Genomic DNA, 19,369 nt, shown 5'->3' with positions numbered 1-19,369 from the left:
AAAAAACGAGGAGTCACCGATGTCCGAAACACTGCAAAAGACCCCCTTGCACGCCCTGCACCTGGAACTGGGCGCACGCATGGTGCCGTTCGCCGGCTACGACATGCCGGTGCAGTACCCGCTGGGCGTGCTCAAGGAACACTTGCACACCCGCGAGCAGGCAGGTCTGTTCGACGTCTCGCACATGGGGCAGATCCGTCTGCGCGGCAGCGATGCGGCCAAGGCCTTGGAATCGCTGGTGCCAGTGGACATCATCGATCTGCCGGTAGGCATGCAGCGCTACGCGATGTTCACCAACGAGCAAGGTGGCATCCTCGACGACCTGATGGTCGCCAACCTGGGTGACGACGAGCTGTTCCTGGTGGTCAACGCTGCCTGCAAGGACCAGGACCTGGCCCACCTGCAAAAGCACATCGGCTCCCGCTGCGAGATCGAGCCGCTGTTCGAGGAGCGCGCCCTGCTCGCCCTGCAAGGCCCGGCGGCGGTCAAGGTGCTCGAGCGCCTGGCGCCGGAAGTCGCCAGCATGACGTTCATGCAGTTCCGCCCTGTCACCTTGCTCGGCGCCGACTGCTATGTCAGCCGCTCGGGCTACACCGGTGAAGACGGTTACGAGATCTCGGTCCCGGCAGCCAATGCCGAAGCCTTGGCCCGCCGACTGCTGGCCGAGCCCGAGGTACAGCCGATCGGCTTGGGCGCCCGTGACTCGCTGCGCCTGGAAGCTGGTCTGTGCCTGTATGGCCACGACATGAACACCAGCACCACGCCGGTGGAGGCCAGCTTGCTGTGGGCCATCTCCAAAGTACGCCGCGCCGATGGCGAACGTGCCGGTGGTTTCCCTGGCGCCCACGCCATCTTCGAGCAGCAATGGCAAAGTGTTGCTCGCAAGCGTGTTGGCCTGCTGCCGCAGGAGCGCACCCCGGTTCGCGAAGGCGCACAGATCGTCGACGCAGACGGACGCACCGTCGGTGAAGTGTGCAGTGGTGGTTTCGGCCCGACCCTCGGTGCACCGGTCGCCATGGGATATGTCGAGAGCGAACATGCCGCGCTCGATACCGCATTGTTTGCTGTAGTGCGCGGCAAGCAGGTTGCCTTGAAGGTCAGCAAAATGCCTTTCGTTGCGCAACGTTACTATCGCGGTTGATTGACTGTGGGCAGGTTCGTCATATTCGTTTTCGAACCTGCCCAATAACTTTTGAACATAGCGCCAGCCCAGGCGCCATGCCGTTTCCGACAATTTTGTCGGTTATCGGAAAAACCCTGAATTCCGGCGGTCTGGAGGGCTTGTTTTTGTCGGCGGAGTTAGCGTAGAGTCACTGCACTGTGTTTGCATGGGTCGCAACAGTTCGTGACCTGGGCCAGTAGCTGAATCTGCTACAACCCGTTCGACGTCTCTTACTTTCCTGCAACCCAGCCCGGTAATCTTTTATATCGGATAGATATGAAAGTAACTGTCATCAAAAATTAAGCTTCATAGGAAACAAGACAATGGCTGAGCGTCAGAACGGTACCGTCAAGTGGTTCAATGACGAGAAAGGTTACGGCTTCATCACCCCAGAAAGCGGTCCGGATCTGTTCGTGCACTTCCGTGCCATCGAAGGCAACGGCTTCAAGAGCCTGAAAGAAGGCCAGAAAGTCTCCTTCGAAGCCGTGCAAGGCCAAAAAGGCATGCAAGCTGACAAGGTTCAGGTCATCGCCTAAGCGAGATCCAGACTCCCAAAAGCCCCTGCCAAGTGCAGGGGCTTTTTTTTGCCCGTAGAATAGCGGCTTCGTCATACGGAGCGTCATGCATGTCAAAGCCCTTGCTCACCCCTCAGGGTGACTTCCCCCCGGCTGGCCTGGGCCGTCGACTGGCCGCCATGTTCTATGACTTCCTGCTGTGTACCGCCCTGCTGATCGTGACAGCAGGCGTCTACAAGATGGTGCAGATGTCGATCATCGGCGAAGCCCGCATGCGCGAGCTGACCGAGGCCGGCGCCTTGGACGGCGACCCCCTATTGTCGACCTTGCTGCTGTTCGCCCTCTTCGGTTTCTTCGCCAAGTTCTGGACCCACGGCGGTCAGACCCTGGGCATGCAGGTGTGGGGCGTTCGCGTGCAGAACGCCGATGGAAGCGCGATCAGCCTATGGCAGGCGCTGCTGCGCTTTGTCGTTTCCATCGCTTCGTGGCTATGCCTGGGGCTCGGGTTCTTCTGGGCGTTGATCGACAAGCGCAAGCGTGGCTGGCACGACATCTATTCGGACACACAGCTGGTGCGTGTGCCCAAGCGTAAGCCGTAATGTCGTAGTTACTACGCCCCCTCGCAGGCTTCGCCAGCTCCCGCAGAATCACCTCCGGCCGGCAGACTGCAAAAGCTGTGGGAACGGATTTACCCGCCAAAGCAGAACGCCACCCACAAAAAAGCCGACCCTAGGGTCGGCTTTTTCATGTCGCTCGGGCCATTACCCTGCCCGACGCAACAACCACACACCCGCCAGCGCACAGATACCGGCCGGGATCACTACCGCCAGCAGCGGCGGGAAGCCGAATACCTGACTGGAAGGGCCGAGCAGGTCCTGGCCAATGCGGAACACGAAGCCCACCAGTACACCGGTGAACACACGCTGGCCCAGGGTCACGGAACGCAGCGGGCCGAAGATGAAGGAGATCGCCATCAGCACCAGGGCCGCGGTCACCATCGGTTGCAGCACCTTCGTCCAGAAGGCCAACCAGTAACGGGCGTTGTTCAGGCCCTGGTCGGACAGGTAGTGAATGTAGTCCCACAAACCGGTGATCGACAGGGATTCCGGCGCCAGGATCACTGTGTTGAGCAGTTGCGGCGTTACCGACACGTCCCAGCGCTCCTGCGGCGCCTTAACCACTTCGGTGTGGTCGCCACGGAAGTAGGTGGTGGCCACGTCGCTCAGCACCCAGTGGTCCTCGTTGTACTGCGCACGGCGCGCAAAGCTGGACGTCACGATGTGTCGCTCGGCGTCGAAGCGGTAGCGGGTCACCCCCAGCAGCAAGCCGTTGGGCTGCACCGAGTTGATATGCACGAACTCTTCGCCCTGGCGGTGCCACATGCCGCGCTTGGAGCTCTGCGCATCACCGCCACCCTGGGCCAGGGAGCGCTCGGCCTGGGCCTTGTTCTCGGTGACTGGCGCCACGTACTCGCCGATCAGCAGGCCGACCAACATCAGCACCAGCATGGGCTTCATCACCGCCCAGACGATACGGCCGATGGACACGCCAGCGGCGCGCATGATGGTCAACTCACTGCTGCTGGCCAGGCTGCCCAGGCCGATCAGGCACCCAATCAGCGCAGCCATCGGCAACATCTCGTACAACCGGCGCGGCGCGGTGAGCAGGACGAAACTGCCGGCGTCCATCACGGTGTAGGTATCGCTCAGGTCGCTCATCTCGTCGATGAAGGCGAACAGCGAAGCCAGGCCAAGGATGATGCCCAGCACCGCCAGGATGGCCAGGAGCACGCTCTGGCCGATATAGCGATCCAGTTTAGCCATGGGCCACCTCCGTACGACGGGCGGCACGCTTGAGCTGCAGCGGCTCCCAGTACATCAGGCCCAGGCCGATCAGCAGGAACAGCCCGTGGACCCACCACATGCCCAGGGCGATCGGGATCTTGCCCTTCTCCAAGGCGCCGCGTACGGAAATGAGCATCGTTAGATAAGCCATGTACAGAAGAATGGCCGGCAGCAGCTTGAGGAAGCGGCCTTGGCGTGGATTGACCCGGGACAGCGGCACCGCCAGCAGCGTCACGATGAACACCAGCAGCGGCAGGGAAAGGCGCCATTGCAGCTCGGCCTGTTCACGCAGACCGTCCTTGCCGAACAGCTCGGACGTCGGGATGGCTTCACGCTCGGTCACTTCTTCGCTGACTTCGGGCTTGGGCAGCAACACGCCATAGGTGTCGTACTTGATCGCGCGGTAATCGGCCTGGCCGGGGTTACCGTCGTAGCGATAGCCGTTCTCGAGGATCAGGTAGCGATTGCCGTCGGCCTGCACTTCCTGGTGCCCCTTCTCGGCGACCAGCACCGAAGGCGCACGATCCTTGGTCTTGTCCTGGTTGAAGCGCTTCTCGGAAATGAACACACCACTCAGATTGACGCGATCGTCCGACAGCTGCTCGGTGTAGGTCACCCGCGAGCCATCGCGCAGGGTCTGGAAGCGCCCTGGCACCAGGGTATCGAACTCGGTGAGGGCGTCCTGCTGGTTGATGATCTGCTGCACCTGGGCAACGCCCTGGGGCGCCAGGCTCAGGCTCAGCCAGGCCACCAGCAGGGCGACCAGCGCGGCCGGCGCCATGGTCAGCGCCAGCAGGCGCTGCTGGCTCATGCCAGTGGCAGAAAGCACGGTCATCTCGCTTTCGAGGTAGAGCCGGCCATAAGCCAGCAGGATGCCGAGGAACAGGCCCAAGGGCAGGATCAGTTGCAGGAAGCCCGGCAAACGGAAGCCCATGATCAGGAACAGCACGCTCGGATCGAGCACGCCCTGGGCGGCCTGAGCCAGGTACTTGATGAAGCGCCCGCTCATGATGATCACCAGCAGCACGGCGCTGACGGCGCTCAAGGTCGCCAGGACCTCGCGGGACAGATAACGAAAGACGATCAAACCAGACACTCCTGGGTTGTCAGGGGCGCAGAGCCAAACAATGACTTGCCGGTTCGCCGACGGCGAACCTCCATATAAAGTGCGCGCATTATCCTGTGATTGACCGCGCCTGTCACTTGGCCGCGCATGACGGCGCATGTCGGGGTTGTCATCCAGGTTCCCCCAGGCTCAAACTGGCAGCTTTTCAAGTGGCACGCGACCTTGCGGCCACACCTGTTTCGGGCGCTTGCACGAGACTGCGCCAACTGACAGATCATTCGGGGACCCTGACATGGAACTGGTTGTAAAAAGTGTAGCCGCCGCCTCCTTGAAAACCGCCACCTTGGTGCTGGCCGTCGGTGAAGGGCGCAAGCTCGGCGACATCGCCAAAGCCGTCGACCAGGCCAGCAATGGCGCAATCAGCGCGGTGCTCAAGCGCGGCGACCTGGCAGGCAAGCCGGGCCAGACCCTGCTGCTGCACAGCCTGCCGGGCCTGAAGGCCGAGCGCGTGCTGCTGGTCGGCAGCGGCAAGGAAGCGCTGGGGGATCGCAGCTGGCGCAAGCTGGTCGCCAGTGTCGCCGGTGTGCTCAAGGGCCTGAACGGCAGCGACGCGGTGCTGGCTCTGGATGACGTCAGCGTCACCGCCCGCGACGCCCATTACGCCAAATACCGCCTTCTGGCCGAGACCCTGCTCGATGGCGAGTACGTCTTCGACCGTTTCAAGAGCCAGAAGGCCGAGCCCCGCGCCCTCAAGAAAGTCACCCTGCTGACCGACAAGCCCGGCCAGGCTGAAGTCGAGCGCGCCGTGAAGCACGCCAGCGCCATCGCCTCGGGCATGTCCTTCACCCGCGACCTGGGCAACCTGCCGCCGAACCTGTGCCACCCGACGTTCCTCGCCGAACAGGCCAAGGAGCTGGGCAAGGCGCACAAGAACCTCAAGGTCGAGGTGCTGGACGAGAAAAAGATCAAGGACCTGGGCATGGGCGCGTTCTACGCCGTTGGCCAGGGCAGCGACCAGCCGCCACGGCTGATCGTGCTCAACTACCAGGGCGGCAAGAAGAGCGAAAAACCGTTCGTGCTGGTCGGCAAGGGCATCACCTTCGACACCGGCGGCATCAGCCTCAAGCCTGGCGCCGGCATGGATGAAATGAAGTACGACATGTGTGGTGCGGCCAGTGTCTTCGGCACCCTGCGCGCCGTGCTGCAGCTGCAGCTGCCGATCAACCTGGTGTGCCTGCTGGCTTGCGCCGAGAACATGCCCAGCGGCGGCGCCACGCGCCCGGGCGACATCGTCACCACCATGAGCGGCCAGACCGTCGAGATCCTCAACACCGACGCCGAAGGCCGTCTGGTGCTGTGCGACACCCTGACCTACGCCGAACGCTTCAAACCTCAGGCAGTGATCGACATCGCTACCCTGACCGGCGCCTGCATCGTCGCCCTGGGCAGCCATACCTCGGGGCTGATGGGCAACAACGACGAACTGGTCGGCCAACTGCTCGACGCCGGCAAGCGCGCCGACGACCGTGCCTGGCAACTGCCGCTGTTCGATGAGTACCAAGAGCAGTTGGACAGCCCGTTCGCCGACATCGCCAACATCGGTGGCCCCAAGGCTGGCACCATCACCGCAGGCTGCTTCCTGTCGCGCTTCGCCAAAGCTTATAACTGGGCGCATCTGGACGTTGCCGGCACCGCCTGGATCAGCGGCGGCAAGGACAAAGGCGCCTCGGGCCGCCCGGTCCCGCTGCTGACCCAATACCTGCTCGATCGCGCCAACGCCTGATGCCACAAGGCCGGTGGCGCCCGCGCGCTGCCGGCCGGTTGACCGAACATGAGTAAAGTCGATTTCTATATCCTGCCCACCGATGCATTGTCGGCGCGCCTGGATTTCGCCTGCAAGCTGTGCGAAAAGGCCTGGCGCCTGGGCCATCGGGTCTATCTGCACTGTCAGGACGCCGAGCAGCGCAACGCGCTGGACGAGCGCCTGTGGCACTTCAAGGGCGAGGCCTTCGTCCCGCACGACCCTGCCGAGGCCAACGCCGAGGCGGCAGTAGCCCTGGGGCTGGGTGATGACGCCGGCACCCACCGCGACCTGTTGATCAACCTCGGCGCCGAGGTACCGGGGTTCGTCGGCCAGTTCGAACGGGTTGCCGAGATCGTCGTCGAGGAGCCGGGCATTCGCCAGGCTGCGCGAGAACGATTCCGTTTCTACCGCGAACAGGGCTATGCTCTGCAAGACCACCGCTTACAGCGACTTTGACGACGATGGACAAGCACTCTCCCCTGCCCGATTCCGCTCATCTGCTCGACGACCTAGAGTCGATCCGCCAGTTGCTGGGCGATGCCGATCTGCAACCGCCCCTGCTGACCGAAACGGTGGAGCAGATTCCCCTGCTGCTCGACGAGCCAGCAGGCAACACCTCGCCGGTGGCCGAGCCTCTCTCGGTCGCAACCACCGCAGACGATCCGCAGACCCGCCGCCAGGACACCCTGCTGCACCTTGAAGCCGACCTGCGCGCCGCTGCCCAACAGATCATGCAAGACGTGATCAACGACTTCACCCCGCACATCGAGAACGAGATCAAACGACGCCTCGATGCGCGCATGGAACGTCTGCTCAAGCGCTCCGAATAAACGCCGCTTTTCTTTGCGGGCAAACCCGTCACTACCGGTACACCGCCGCGCTCAAGGCGCGCACGAGGTCCGTGGGAGCAGGTTTGTCCACAAAGAAGACACCGTTGCGCCTACAGATATCAGCAGCTTGTCGCCTGCGGCCCCTGGCTTGGTTATACTTCCCGGCTTTCCCGAATTAATGCCATAGGGTCCCGCCGCGCATGGATAAGACCTACCAGCCGCACGCCATCGAAACTTCCTGGTACAACACTTGGGAGTCCGAGAACTATTTCGCCCCGCAAGGTGCAGGCGAGTCCTACACCATCATGATCCCGCCGCCGAACGTGACCGGCAGCCTGCACATGGGCCACGGCTTCAACAACGCGATCATGGACGCCCTGATCCGCTTCCGCCGCATGCAGGGCCGCAACACCCTGTGGCAGCCAGGCACCGACCACGCCGGTATCGCCACCCAGATGCTGGTGGAGCGCCAGCTCGAGGCCAAGGGCCAGAACCGTCATGACCTGGGCCGCGAGAAGTTCCTGGAGAAGGTCTGGGAGTGGAAGGATCAGTCCGGCGGCAACATCAGCCGCCAGATTCGCCGCCTGGGCTCGTCGGTCGACTGGACCCGCGAACGGTTCACCATGGACGACGGTCTGTCCGAAGCGGTCAAGGAAGCCTTCGTGCGCCTGCATGAAGACGGCCTGATCTACCGTGGCAAGCGCCTGGTCAACTGGGACACCAAGCTGCATACCGCCATTTCCGACCTCGAAGTGGAAAACCACGACGAGAAAGGCCACCTGTGGAACCTGCGCTACCCACTGGCCGATGGCGCCAAGACCGCCGAAGGCAAGGACCACTTGGTCGTTGCCACCACCCGTCCGGAAACCTTACTGGGTGACGCGGCCGTTGCCGTGAACCCGAACGACGAGCGCTACCAGGCCCTGATCGGCAAGTTCGTCGAGCTGCCGCTGGTCGGCCGCCGCATCCCGATCATCGCCGACGATTACTGCGATCCGGAGTTCGGCACCGGCTGCGTGAAAATCACCCCGGCCCACGACTTCAACGACTATGAAGTCGGCAAGCGCCACAACCTGCCACTGCTGAACATCTTCGACAAGAACGCCCTGGTGCTGGCAAGCGCCCAGGCCTTCAACCTCGACGGCAGCGTCAACGAGCAGATCGACACCAGCCTGCCGGCCCAGTACGCAGGCCTGGACCGCTTCGTCGCGCGCAAGCAGATCGTCGCCGACCTGGACGCCCAGGGCCTGCTGGTCAGCATCGACGACCACGCCCTGAAGGTACCCAAGGGCGACCGTTCCGGCACGGTCATCGAGCCGTGGCTGACCGACCAGTGGTACGTCTCTACCAAGCCGCTGGCAGAACCTGCCATCGCCGCCGTGGAAGACGGCCGCATTCAGTTCGTGCCCAAGCAGTACGAAAACATGTACTTCTCCTGGATGCGTGATATCCAGGACTGGTGTATCAGCCGCCAGCTGTGGTGGGGGCACCGCATCCCGGCCTGGTACGACGAAGCCGGCCAGGTCTATGTCGGTCGCAGCGAAGAAGAAGTCCGTGCCAAGCACAACCTGGGCGCCGACGTGGCGCTGCGCCAGGACGAGGACGTCCTCGACACCTGGTTCAGTTCGGGCCTGTGGACCTTCTCCACCTTGGGCTGGCCGGAGCAGACCGAATTCCTCAAGAAGTTCCACTCCACCGATGTGCTGGTCACCGGTTTCGACATCATCTTCTTCTGGGTTGCGCGCATGATCATGCTGACCATGCACCTGATCAAGAACGAAGATGGCACCCCGCAGGTACCGTTCAAGACCGTGTACGTCCACGGCCTTGTACGTGACGGCCAGGGCCAGAAGATGTCCAAGTCCAAGGGCAACGTCCTCGATCCACTGGACATCGTCGACGGCATCACCCTTGAGGCCCTGCTGGAAAAACGCACCAGCGGCATGATGCAGCCCAAGCTCGCCGAAAAGATCGCCAAGCAGACCAAGGCCGAGTTCCCCGAAGGCATCGCCAGCTACGGCACCGACGCCCTGCGCTTCACCTTCTGCTCGCTGGCTTCCACCGGCCGCGACATCAAGTTCGACATGGGCCGCGTCGAGGGTTATCGCAACTTCTGCAACAAGATCTGGAACGCCGCCCGCTACGTGCTGGACAAAGGCGAGGATTGCGGCCAGAACGGCGAGACCTACGAACTGTCGCTGGCCGATCGCTGGATCATCTCGCAGCTGCAGCGCACCGAAGCCGAGGTGACCCGCCAGCTCGAGCAGTTCCGCTTCGACCTGGCCAGCCAGGCCTTGTACGAGTTCATCTGGAACCAGTACTGCGACTGGTATCTGGAGCTGTCCAAGCCGGTACTGTGGGACGAGAATGCCCCGGTCGAGCGCGCCCGCGGCACTCGCCGGACCTTGGTTCGCGTGCTGGAAGTCGCCTTGCGCCTGGCACACCCGTTCATGCCGTTCATCACCGAAGAAATCTGGCAGCGCATCGCGCCGCTGGCCGGTATCGAAGGCAAGACCATCATGCTGCAACCTTGGCCTGTGGCCAATGAAAGCCGCATCGACACCGCCGCCGAAGGCGATATCGAGTGGCTGCAGCAACTGATGGTAGGTCTGCGCAACATTCGCGCCGAGATGAACATCGGCCCTGGCAAGCCGCTGCCGCTGTTCCTCAAGAACGCCAATGCGCACGACCAGCGTCGCCTGCAGGAGAACGAGGCGCTGCTCAAGAAGCTGGCCAAGGTCGAGTCGTTCACCGTGCTCGGCGAGCAGGACGAAGCACCGCTGTCGGCCACCGCACTGGTGGGTGACTTGCAGGTACTGGTGCCGATGGCCGGCCTGATCGACAAGGACGCGGAACTGGCACGCCTGAGCAAGGAAATCCAGCGCCTGCAAGGCGAAGTCCAGCGCGTAGGCGGCAAGCTGTCCAATGCCGCGTTCGTCGACAAGGCCCCGCCTGCCGTGATCGAAAAAGAACGCGCCAAGCTGGCCGAGTCCGAACAGGCCCTGGCCAACTTGACAGAGCAACATGCGCGGATCGCGGCACTGTAACAGCCGCAGACCTCAGTGATGCCCTCGCGGGACAAGCCCGCTCCCACAGATCAACGACGATCATGTGGGAGTGGGCTTGTCCCGCGATGCTTTTGAGATTTCACCCCATGAATCAAAAACCCACCCTGCACCCGCGCAATCGCCATCAGGGCCGCTACGATTTCCCCAGCCTGATCAAAGCCCATCCTGAGCTGGGCAAATTCACCATTACCAACCCCTATGGCAAGCCGAGCATCGACTTCGCCAATCCCGAAGCGGTACGGGTCTTCAACCGCGCTTTGCTCAAGGCCCAATACGGCATCCAACACTGGGACATCCCGGCCGACTACCTGTGCCCGCCCATCCCTGGACGGGCCGACTACATCCATGTGCTGGCCGACTTGCTGGCCGAGGATTGCGGCGGCGAGATCCCCCGAGGCGTACAGGTGCGCGCGCTGGACATCGGCGTCGGTGCCAACTGCATCTACCCGCTGCTTGGCCACAGCGACTACCGCTGGCGTTTCGTGGGTTCGGACATCGACGCGGTGGCCCTGGCATCGGCCCGGACCATCGTCCAGGCCAACGGCCTGGGCAAGGTCATCTCCTTGCGCCAGCAAGCCAACCGCAAGCACATCCTCACCGGCCTGCTGCAGGATGACGAGCGTTTCGAGGTCACCCTGTGCAACCCGCCGTTCCATGCCTCCCGCGACGAAGCCACCCGCGGTAGCCAGCGCAAATGGAAGAACCTTGGCAAACAGGATCCCAAGCGCAAGCTGCCAGTGCTCAATTTCGGCGGGCAGAACAACGAGCTGTGGTGCGAGGGCGGAGAGATCCGCTTCGTCACCCAGTTGGTGGAAGAGAGCGTGCAGTACGCCGGCCAGGTGCTGTGGTTCACCAGCCTGGTATCCAAGGCCAGCAACTTGCCCGGTATCGAGGCGGCGCTGAGGAAGGCAGGCGTGAAGGCACAACAGGTAGTGGCCATGGGGCAAGGCCAGAAACAGAGCCGCATGGTAGCCTGGAGCTTCCAAGACGCCGCCGCGCGCCAAGCCTGGCATCGCTCACGCTGATACCCCTTTCGCGGGCATGAAAAAACCGCGCCCGGACAAGCCGGGCGCGGTTTTTTCAAAGCTTCAACAATTACTTGTTGACGGCGTCGTTCAGGACCTTGGCAGGTACGAACTTGACGACTTTCTTGGCAGCGATTTCGATGGCAGCGCCAGTCGAAGGGTTGCGGCCGGTACGGGCAGGACGCTCGGAGACTTTCAGCTTGCCGATGCCTGGCAGGGTGATTTCAGCGCCGTTTTCCAGTTGGTCGGCGACGATCTGGCCCAGTTGCTCCAGGGCGTTACGCGCGGTGGTTTTCGGCGCGTCGATGGCTTCGGCGATATCGGCAATCAGTTGGTCTTTGGTCAATGCCATGGTGGTGTTCCTTCCCTATCAAATTCAGTGGTTATGCAGCGTGCCAGGTCGGTAATCGGGCCAGCCCCTGAAAAATCCGGCGGGCCGCGCCAATCGCGTATGTAGATACGAAAATCGGCGTTTGGTTCGACACGAGCCCAGCGATCTGCCAGCAATGCGCCACCCAAGGGGCGCAAGACCGCGCAAAGCTACCACAGGAATAGATAAATATCCGCTGCCGACTTCGATTTTATGCAGGTTTTTCGGGGCTTTTATCGTAAAACGCAAAAAATTGAACAAAAAACGAACAACAGACATTTACGCCACTATCTGACCACTGCATCGCCCTCTGCCTGGGTTAAACTGCACGACTTTGCAGCGCGGCCTAGCACCGCCCAACCCCGCTCGAGATTTCCATGCCAATCCGTCATTGCATCGTTCACCTGATCGACAAGAAACCCGATGGCAGCCCAGCAGTCCTGCATGCCCGAGACTCCGAACTCGGCGCTTCCGACGCCATCGAAAACCTGCTGGCCGACCTCAACGACAGCTACAACGCCAAGCAAGGCAAGGCCTGGGGGTTCTTCCACAGCGAATCGGGGGCCTACCCCTTCAGCGGCTGGCTCAAGCAGTACCTGGATGAAGAAAAAGACTTCACCGCCTTCAGCCGCATCGCTGTAGAGCACCTGCAAAAGCTGATGGAAGAATCCAACCTGTCCACCGGCGGCCATATCCTGTTCGCCCATTACCAGCAAGGCATGACCGAGTACCTGGCCATCGCCCTGCTGCACCACAGCGAAGGCGTGGCTGTGAACGCCGAGCTCGATGTCACCCCGTCGCGTCACCTCGACCTCGGCCAGTTGCACCTGGCGGCGCGGGTCAACTTGTCGGAGTGGAAGAACAACCAGAACTCCAAGCAGTACATCTCGTTCATCAAGGGCAAGAATGGCAAGAAGGTGTCGGACTACTTCCGCGACTTCATCGGTTGCCAGGAAGGTGTCGACGGCCCAGGTGAGACCCGTACCCTGCTCAAGGCCTTCAGCGACTTCGTCGAAAGCGAGGACCTGCCCGAGGAGGCCGCCCGCGAAAAGACCCAGACCTTGGTCGACTACGCCACCACTCAGACCAAACTCGGTGAGCCGGTGACACTGGAAGAATTGTCCAGCCTGATCGATGAAGATCGACCCAAGGCCTTCTACGACCACATTCGCAACAAGGATTACGGCCTGTCGCCGGAGATTCCTGCGGATAAACGCACCCTCAACCAGTTCCGCCGTTTCACCGGCCGCGCCGAAGGCCTGTCGATCAGCTTCGAGGCCCACTTGCTGGGATCGAAGGTGGAATATGACGAAGAAGCCGGCACTTTGATCATCAAGGGCCTGCCGACCCAACTGGTCGATCAGCTCAAGCGGCGCAAGGATTGAGCATAGCCGGGGCTGCAGCGCAGCCCCTCATCTAGCCTTCGGTACCTGCATAGGCTGCCACCAGCGCTTCCTTGGCCGATTTGCGCAGTTTTTTCACCAACCGCTCCTGACGCAGTGCCTCGCCTTTGTCCGGCCACTGCTCCATATATACCAGCGCCTGGGCCGGGCTGGTCTTGAAGTAACGCGCCCCCTGCCCCCTCTGATGCTTCAGGAACCGCCGCTGTGGGTCATCACTGATACCGCAATACAGCGAACCGTTGGCAGCCCGCACCAGATAGACATACCAGGGTTTCACATCCCCGCCCGGAGGTTTTTCACTCGGAGCATCCACTCTTTGCGTCATTAATTTGAAACCCAAAGCCCCACTACACCTAACACGAAAATGAACAGCCCGTGGCTATACCGCGCTTTGCTGGTATGTCCGCAACCCCTTGAACGCTTGCTGGCGAACTTTGTTCTGCAGCAACGGCGACCAGCCCAGCAGCAAACCCGGCAGGCCCAGGGCCTGACGCGACCAGCGCCACAGGTCGAAACTGTCGTCATGCTGGCAAATCAGCCCATCGCGGATCACGAAGCGGGCCTGTATGTCATTGACAACAGTGCGCCCGGTCTGGGTGAACAGATAGCGCGCCACCCAGTGCGCATTCCCCCCGTCCTGATTGGCGCTGACGCTGTCGAAGGTCAGGGAGAAATTTTTGGCACGGCTGGTCAGCATCCGCCACATGTCCCCCACATCACGGCCTCGCAAGGTACCGAAGACAGGGTCACTGAAGGTGATGTCATCGCTGTAGCAAGCCACCATCGCCTCGGCGTCCAGGCGCTGGAAGGCTTGGTAGAAACGTGTGATCAGCTCACGATTGGCGTCGCTCATGGGGCGGGTCCCTCCGGGGGCAAACCTCAACGATAATGTGCCCCGCATGGGAGCGCCATGCTCATTCGCGCCATGAATAGGCTTTGTCACACCTTCTCGCTGACCACCTGCACATGCAATGCCCGCCCAGCCCCAAGGCCGAACAGAATCGCCCCAATGCCCAGCGCCGCGAATATCCAGCCCACAGCCGTCCAGCCCCCCGTCAGGTCATGCACCAGGCCTACGGCAAACGGCCCTGCGGACGCCAACGTATAGCCGACCCCTTGCGCCATGCTCGAAAGATTCGCAGCTACATGGGAATCCTTCGAGCGCAGCACGATCAACGTCAACGCCAGGGCGAACGTACCACCCTGCCCCAGTCCGAGCACGACGGCCCAGCCCCACAGCCCTGAAACCGGTGCATACAAGCAACCGAACAACCCTGCCAGGGTGACCAGCATGACGATGACGATAGCCAGGCGCTGGTCCTTGCCTCGGGTGGCCAGCCAAGGCGCGCTGAGCGAGCTCACCAGTTGCACGATCACCGACCCGGACAACACCAACCCAGCCTCCGTAGGGCTCAGGCCTCGGCCGATGAGCATCGAGGGGAGCCAGCCAAACACGATGTAGGCCAGCGAAGACTGCAAGCCCATGTACAGCGTGACCTGCCAGGCCAGCGGATCGCGCCATAGACCGCGCACCCGATAGGCCACCTTGTGCAGGCCGTGCCCCTGGCGCGCCTGGGGCAGCCATACCACCATCGCGATCAACGCAGGCACCAGCCAGAAGCCCAAGCCCAAGGCCCAACTGTCATCGAAGTGGCGCGCCAATGGCACCGTGGCACCGGCGGCCAGAGCCGCCCCCAGGCACAAGGCCATGGTATAGACACCGGTCAGGGTACCGGCATGCTGTGGGAAGTCCCGTTTGACGATGCCCGGAAGCAACACGCCGATGATGCCGATGCTCGCGCCGGCCATGACACTGCCCAGAAACACGCCGGTCACCCCCAGGACACTGCGTACCCAAATACCCAGCGCCAAGGTCAGCAGAATGCCCAGCACCACCCGCTCACTGCCAAAGCGTCGAGCCAGGACCGGTGCCAATGGAGCGAACAGGCCAAGACACAGCACCGGCAAAGTCGTCAGCAGGCCCGCCTGGGACGCGTTCAGCCCTAGTCCCTCCGATACTTGGCCCAGTACCGGCGCCATGCTCGACAGCGCAGGACGCAGGTTCAGTGCCACCAGTACCAAGCCAAGCAACAGCAACCATGGCCGCTGCAGCACTACAGGCTGCTGCTGGACCTGCTCGTCGTCGGCTTCGGCGTCGATCAGCAGTTCTTCGAATTCCTGCTGGCGATGAGCAGTTTCGTGAATGGTGGGTTCGGCCATGGGCGTCTCATTGTCAGGATTCAATTAGGGTACGGCTCAAGTGCTTGGCACGTTCCGGATCACATTGTTCGATGGCATCGACGATCTGACCGTGCAGATCGAATACCGTCTGGCACCGGGGGGTGGTCGCCATGTTGTGCTCCAACGCCGCGGCCACAACGCCGGAAAAGTAACGGTAGAGCTCGCTCAACGCAGGGTTGTGGGCGGCGTCCACTAACTGCTGGTGAAAGACCAAGTCGCACTCAACGTAAGTCTTTATATCGCCATGAAAATGCGCAGCAGTGTTCTGCAAAGCCTGGCGCAGGCGGTGTATATCCGCTTCGGTGCGGCGCTGGGCGGCCAGGCCGATCGCTTCGGTTTCCAGAATACGGCGAGTTTCCCGGGCCTGTTCCGACGTGCAGCGGGCCATGGCCTGGACCGCCTGGAGCGGGTCTTGGGCGGTGCGCAGGTAACTACCATCGCCTTGGCGGATCTCGACCAGGCCGCTGAAGGCGAGCACGCGCATGGCTTCACGAACGGTATTGCGGCTGATGCCTAGTTCGTGGGCGAGTTCGGGTTCAGTGGGCAGGCGTTGGCCGATGGACCAGATACCGCTGGTGATGCGGGTGCGGAGTTGGTCGACGGCTTGTTCAACTAGGGAGCGTTTGATGAGTAGGGTCATGGGTAGATCCGGTCATCGGATGAATTTTTAGTAAGATAGCTGGGTGGTGGGGGTGGGGCAAGGTTTCGGGCTTGGGCTTGGGCTTGGGCTTGGGCTTGGGCTTTCAGGCTGTGTGAATATCCGGTGTTGGTGGGGGCGCCACCGGCGCTTTTCGCCTTTACGGCGACCTACTTTTGCTCTTGGGCAAAAGTAGGCAAAAACCGCTGGCTCCCACATGCGGCCCCTGCGCTGCGCTCCGGGGTTCCCTCCGCTCCGGTGCCTTTCGGGGCTCCGCGGCCTCCGGCTGGCTACGCCAGCCTCCATCTCGCGACTTCGGCTCACGCCGAAGGGCGCTGCGCGCCTGCCCCTACAGACACCTCCACTCGGCCTCCTGAGGTCGCGATGGGTGGTGTCTGGACTATCGCGCATCAAAAGCAACGGCAACGGCAACGGCAACGGCAAACAAGTTAATTGTTTGGGTGTTTGTTCCGGCCTATTTGCGGGTAGGAGCGGCGGTTCGGCGCCCCGGTTTACCCGCGAATGGCCCAAAAGCTCACCACAAAAACCACTCAATGAAACAACGCCAGTCCAGGCGCCGCCCGTAACTTGCGCCCCATCAGCAGGCCGAGCGGAGGTGTCTGTAGGGGCAGGCGCGTAGCGCCCTTCGGCGTAGCCGAAGTCGCGAGATGGAGGCTGGCGTAGCCAGCCGGAGGCCGCGAGGCCCCGTAAGACACCGCAGCGAGGGAACCCGGTGCGAAGCGCCGGGCCGGATGCAGGGGCGCGCGGCTTTTGGTTACTTTTGGCCAAGACCAAAAGTGACCCGCCGTAAAGGCGGAAAGGTGATTAACCGTCGACAAATAAAACGGATAAGCCCACAAACCTCAAAACCCACAACCAACAACCAACAACCAACAACCAACAACCAACAACCAACAACCAACATAAGGGCGAACAGGTGATCAGTGTCAGCACATCAACGGATAACTCCACGCCCGTCGAACCACCAACCACCCATCCACCTACTCACTCACAGCGCATCAAGCAACGCCTGGTTCTGCTCCGGTGTCCCGATGGTAATCCGAAGGAACTGCGCAATCCGCTCTTGCTTGAAGTGCCGCACGATCACCCCTTGCTCGCGCAAGCGCGCCGCCACCTGGGCAGCGTCCCGCTCAGGGTGCCGTGCAAAGATGAAGTTGGCCGCCGAAGGCAGCACTTCAAAACCGCGCGCCGTCAATTGCTCGACCAACGCCTCACGGCTCTCGATCACCTTGTGGCAGGTCTGGTCAAAGTAGGCTCGGTCTTCGAACGCTGCCGCCGCGCCCACGATCGCCATGCGGTCGAGCGGGTAGGAGTTGAAGCTGTTCTTGATCCGCTCCAGCGCCTCGATCAGCGCAGGATGCCCCACCGCCAGGCCGACCCGCAGGCCCGCCAGGGAGCGCGACTTGGACAGGGTCTGGGTCACCAGCAGGTTATCGTAGCGGTCCACCAGGCTGATGGCGGTCTCGCCGCCGAAATCGATATAGGCTTCATCCACCACCACCACCGAGTCACGGTTGGCCTGCAGCAGTTGCTCGATCGCCTGCAACGGCAACAGGCAACCGGTCGGTGCGTTGGGGTTGGGGAAGATGATGCCGGCGTTGGGCTTCTTATAGTCCTCGATGCGGATCTGGAATTGCTCATCCAGCGCCACCTGCTCGAATGCGATTCCGTAAAGGCCGCAGTAGACCGGGTAGAAGCTGTAGCTGATGTCCGGGAACAACAGCGGCGCATCATGCTGGAACAAGCCGTGGAAGATGTGCGCCAACACTTCATCCGAGCCGTTGCCGACGAACACTTGCTGGGCAGTGACGCCATAGTAGTCGGCGACCGCCTGCTTGAGCCGATCACCGTTCGGATCCGGGTACAGGCGCAGGTTGTCGTTCAGCTCGCCTTGCATGGCCTCCAAGGCCTTGGGCGACGGGCCGTAGGGGTTCTCGTTGGTATTGAGCTTGACCAGGCGGGTCAGCTTGGGTTGCTCCCCCGGTACGTAAGGCACCAGGTCCTTGACGAAGGGGCTCCAGAAACGGCTCATGTTCAGTTCCCCTTGCTTTCGGTGAGGATGCGGTATTCGGCACTGCGGGCGTGGGCGGTCAGCGATTCGCCGCGCGCCAGGACCGATGCCGTGTGGCCCAGCTCGGAAGCGGCCTGCTCCGAGCAGAAGATGATCGACGAACGCTTCTGGAAGTCATACACGCCCAACGGCGAGGAAAAGCGCGCGGTGCCGGAGGTCGGCAGCACGTGGTTGGGGCCGGCGCAGTAGTCGCCCAAGGCTTCGCTGGTGTGACGCCCCATGAAAATCGCGCCCGCATGACGGATCTGCGGCAACCATGCCTGCGGATCGGCGACCGAAAGCTCCAAGTGCTCGGGAGCAATGCGGTTCGCAACGTCCATGGCCTGTTGCATGTCGCGAACCTGGATCAGCGCGCCACGACCATTGATCGATTTCTCGATGATCTCGGCCCGCTCCATGGTCGGCAACAGCTTGGCGATACTGGCCGCCACGCGATCGAGGAAGGCGGCGTCAGGGCTGACGAGAATCGCCTGGGCATCCTCGTCGTGCTCAGCCTGGGAGAACAGGTCCATGGCAATCCAGTCCGGGTCGGTCTGGCCGTCGCAGACAACGAGAATCTCCGACGGACCGGCGATCATGTCGATGCCAACCTGGCCGAACACGTGGCGCTTGGCAGTGGCTACGTAGATGTTGCCCGGACCGACGATCTTGTCCACCTGGGGCACGCTCTCGGTCCCGTAGGCCAGGGCCGCAACGGCTTGAGCGCCACCGATGGTGAAGACGCGATCGACGCCTGCGATGCACGCGGCGGCCAACACCAGTTCGTTGACCTCCCCGCGTGGGGTCGGCACCACCATCACCACTTCGGACACACCGGCGACTTTGGCCGGGATGGCGTTCATCAGCACCGACGATGGGTACGAGGCCTTGCCGCCCGGCACGTACAGGCCGGCGCGGTCCAGCGGCGTGACTTTCTGGCCGAGCACGGTGCCATCGGCCTCGGTGTATTGCCAGGAATCCTGCTTCTGCCGCTCGTGGTAGCTACGCACTCGGCTGGCGGCGATCTCCAAAGCTTCGCGCTGGGTGGGCGTGATGCGGGTCAATGCCAGCTCCAGGCGTTCACGGCCTAGGATCAGGTCGTCGATACCCTTGGCCTCGACGCCATCGAAACGCTGGGTGAACTCGACCAACGCGGCATCGCCCCGCTCGCGGACAGCCTTGATGATGTCGAGCACGCGCTGATTGACCGCGTCATCGGACACGCTTTCCCAGCTCAGCAGATGATCCAGATGTCGGGCGAAATCCGGATCAGCGGCATTGAGACGGGCAATTGCAGTGGACACGGTCATGACGAGGGCCTCGTTTTATTAGC

At 62.1% G+C, this 19,369-nt stretch carries 18 protein-coding genes; 9 read left to right on the top strand and 9 right to left on the bottom strand.

Annotation, left to right across the window (positions count from 1 at the left end; translation table 11 throughout):
• The first annotated feature begins 19 nt into the window (after positions 1 to 19).
• The 3 genes from gcvT to R6G97_RS03805 all read left to right on the top strand — a co-directional run bounded on the left by gcvT (position 20) and on the right by R6G97_RS03805 (position 2,276).
• Positions 20 to 1,141, top strand: coding sequence for a glycine cleavage system aminomethyltransferase GcvT (gene gcvT, locus R6G97_RS03815; RefSeq protein ID WP_317847829.1), 1,122 nt, complete (start codon positions 20 to 22; stop codon positions 1,139 to 1,141).
• A 344-nt stretch (positions 1,142 to 1,485) separates the two neighbouring features.
• Positions 1,486 to 1,698, top strand: coding sequence for a cold-shock protein (locus R6G97_RS03810; RefSeq protein WP_043210709.1), 213 nt, complete (start codon positions 1,486 to 1,488; stop codon positions 1,696 to 1,698).
• Between the two features lie 89 nt (positions 1,699 to 1,787).
• Positions 1,788 to 2,276 (top strand): RDD family protein, encoded by a 489-nt coding sequence (locus tag R6G97_RS03805; protein WP_043210711.1) that lies wholly within the window; start codon positions 1,788 to 1,790, stop codon positions 2,274 to 2,276.
• 162 nt (positions 2,277 to 2,438) lie between these two features.
• On the opposite strand, the gene lptG is transcribed toward R6G97_RS03805, so the two are convergent.
• Together lptG and lptF are read right to left on the bottom strand one after the other, a co-directional pair.
• Positions 2,439 to 3,500, bottom strand: coding sequence for an LPS export ABC transporter permease LptG (gene lptG / locus R6G97_RS03800; RefSeq protein ID WP_043210713.1), 1,062 nt, complete (start codon positions 3,498 to 3,500; stop codon positions 2,439 to 2,441).
• A complete protein-coding gene (gene lptF / locus R6G97_RS03795; RefSeq protein ID WP_317847828.1) occupies positions 3,493 to 4,608 on the bottom strand; it encodes an LPS export ABC transporter permease LptF in 1,116 nt (371 codons plus the stop codon). The genes lptG and lptF overlap by 8 nt, the downstream gene beginning before the upstream one ends.
• Before the next feature lie 271 nt (positions 4,609 to 4,879).
• Between lptF and R6G97_RS03790 the strand changes: the two genes are divergently transcribed.
• From R6G97_RS03790 to rlmF, 5 genes are all read left to right on the top strand, one after another.
• Entirely contained in the window at positions 4,880 to 6,370 is a 1,491-nt protein-coding gene (locus R6G97_RS03790) for a leucyl aminopeptidase (protein WP_043210717.1), read from the top strand.
• 48 nt (positions 6,371 to 6,418) lie between these two features.
• Complete coding sequence (locus tag R6G97_RS03785; RefSeq protein WP_043210720.1) at positions 6,419 to 6,847, top strand: DNA polymerase III subunit chi; 429 nt, start codon at positions 6,419 to 6,421, stop codon at positions 6,845 to 6,847.
• A gap of 5 nt (positions 6,848 to 6,852) precedes the next feature.
• Positions 6,853 to 7,221 carry a DNA polymerase III subunit chi gene (locus R6G97_RS03780; RefSeq protein WP_102082399.1) on the top strand — a complete coding sequence of 123 codons (369 nt, stop codon included), beginning with the start codon at positions 6,853 to 6,855 and terminating at the stop codon, positions 7,219 to 7,221.
• 200 nt (positions 7,222 to 7,421) lie between these two features.
• Positions 7,422 to 10,268, top strand: a complete 2,847-nt coding sequence (locus R6G97_RS03775; protein WP_317847827.1) for a valine--tRNA ligase — start codon at positions 7,422 to 7,424, stop codon at positions 10,266 to 10,268.
• A 107-nt stretch (positions 10,269 to 10,375) separates the two neighbouring features.
• A complete protein-coding gene (gene rlmF / locus R6G97_RS03770) occupies positions 10,376 to 11,314 on the top strand; it encodes a 23S rRNA (adenine(1618)-N(6))-methyltransferase RlmF (RefSeq protein WP_102082397.1) in 939 nt (312 codons plus the stop codon).
• 70 nt (positions 11,315 to 11,384) lie between these two features.
• Here rlmF and R6G97_RS03765 read toward each other — a convergent pair whose 3' ends face one another.
• Entirely contained in the window at positions 11,385 to 11,666 is a 282-nt protein-coding gene (locus R6G97_RS03765) for an HU family DNA-binding protein (protein WP_043210728.1), read from the bottom strand.
• Positions 11,667 to 12,061: 395 nt separating this feature from the next.
• Here R6G97_RS03765 and yejK point away from each other — a divergent pair, with 395 nt between their 5' ends.
• A complete protein-coding gene (gene yejK, locus R6G97_RS03760; protein WP_043210730.1) occupies positions 12,062 to 13,069 on the top strand; it encodes a nucleoid-associated protein YejK in 1,008 nt (335 codons plus the stop codon).
• A gap of 31 nt (positions 13,070 to 13,100) precedes the next feature.
• Here the strand turns inward: yejK and R6G97_RS03755 are convergent, their stop codons facing one another.
• The 6 genes from R6G97_RS03755 to hisD form a co-directional block, all read right to left on the bottom strand.
• The gene (locus tag R6G97_RS03755) at positions 13,101 to 13,412 is read right to left on the bottom strand and encodes a GIY-YIG nuclease family protein (protein WP_052352455.1); all 312 of its coding nucleotides are present in this window, start codon (positions 13,410 to 13,412) and stop codon (positions 13,101 to 13,103) included.
• A gap of 54 nt (positions 13,413 to 13,466) precedes the next feature.
• Complete coding sequence (locus R6G97_RS03750) at positions 13,467 to 13,940, bottom strand: nuclear transport factor 2 family protein (RefSeq protein WP_090346628.1); 474 nt, start codon at positions 13,938 to 13,940, stop codon at positions 13,467 to 13,469.
• 86 nt (positions 13,941 to 14,026) lie between these two features.
• Entirely contained in the window at positions 14,027 to 15,307 is a 1,281-nt protein-coding gene (locus tag R6G97_RS03745) for a CynX/NimT family MFS transporter (protein ID WP_250034503.1), read from the bottom strand.
• Between the two features lie 13 nt (positions 15,308 to 15,320).
• Positions 15,321 to 15,968: a FadR/GntR family transcriptional regulator gene (locus R6G97_RS03740; protein ID WP_043210736.1), complete on the bottom strand. Its 648-nt coding sequence runs from the start codon at positions 15,966 to 15,968 to the stop codon at positions 15,321 to 15,323.
• 1,006 nt (positions 15,969 to 16,974) lie between these two features.
• On the bottom strand, positions 16,975 to 18,018 hold the full coding sequence (gene hisC, locus R6G97_RS03735; RefSeq protein ID WP_043213305.1) for a histidinol-phosphate transaminase: 1,044 nt from the start codon (positions 18,016 to 18,018) through the stop codon (positions 16,975 to 16,977).
• A gap of 2 nt (positions 18,019 to 18,020) precedes the next feature.
• The gene (gene hisD, locus R6G97_RS03730; protein WP_043213303.1) at positions 18,021 to 19,346 is read right to left on the bottom strand and encodes a histidinol dehydrogenase; all 1,326 of its coding nucleotides are present in this window, start codon (positions 19,344 to 19,346) and stop codon (positions 18,021 to 18,023) included.
• Positions 19,347 to 19,369 lie beyond the last annotated feature (23 nt).

This window comes from Pseudomonas sp. HTZ2 (assembly GCF_033173945.1).
GTDB lineage: Bacteria > Pseudomonadota > Gammaproteobacteria > Pseudomonadales > Pseudomonadaceae > Aquipseudomonas > Aquipseudomonas guariconensis.
This window is presented reverse-complemented; position numbering and strand designations above follow the sequence as displayed.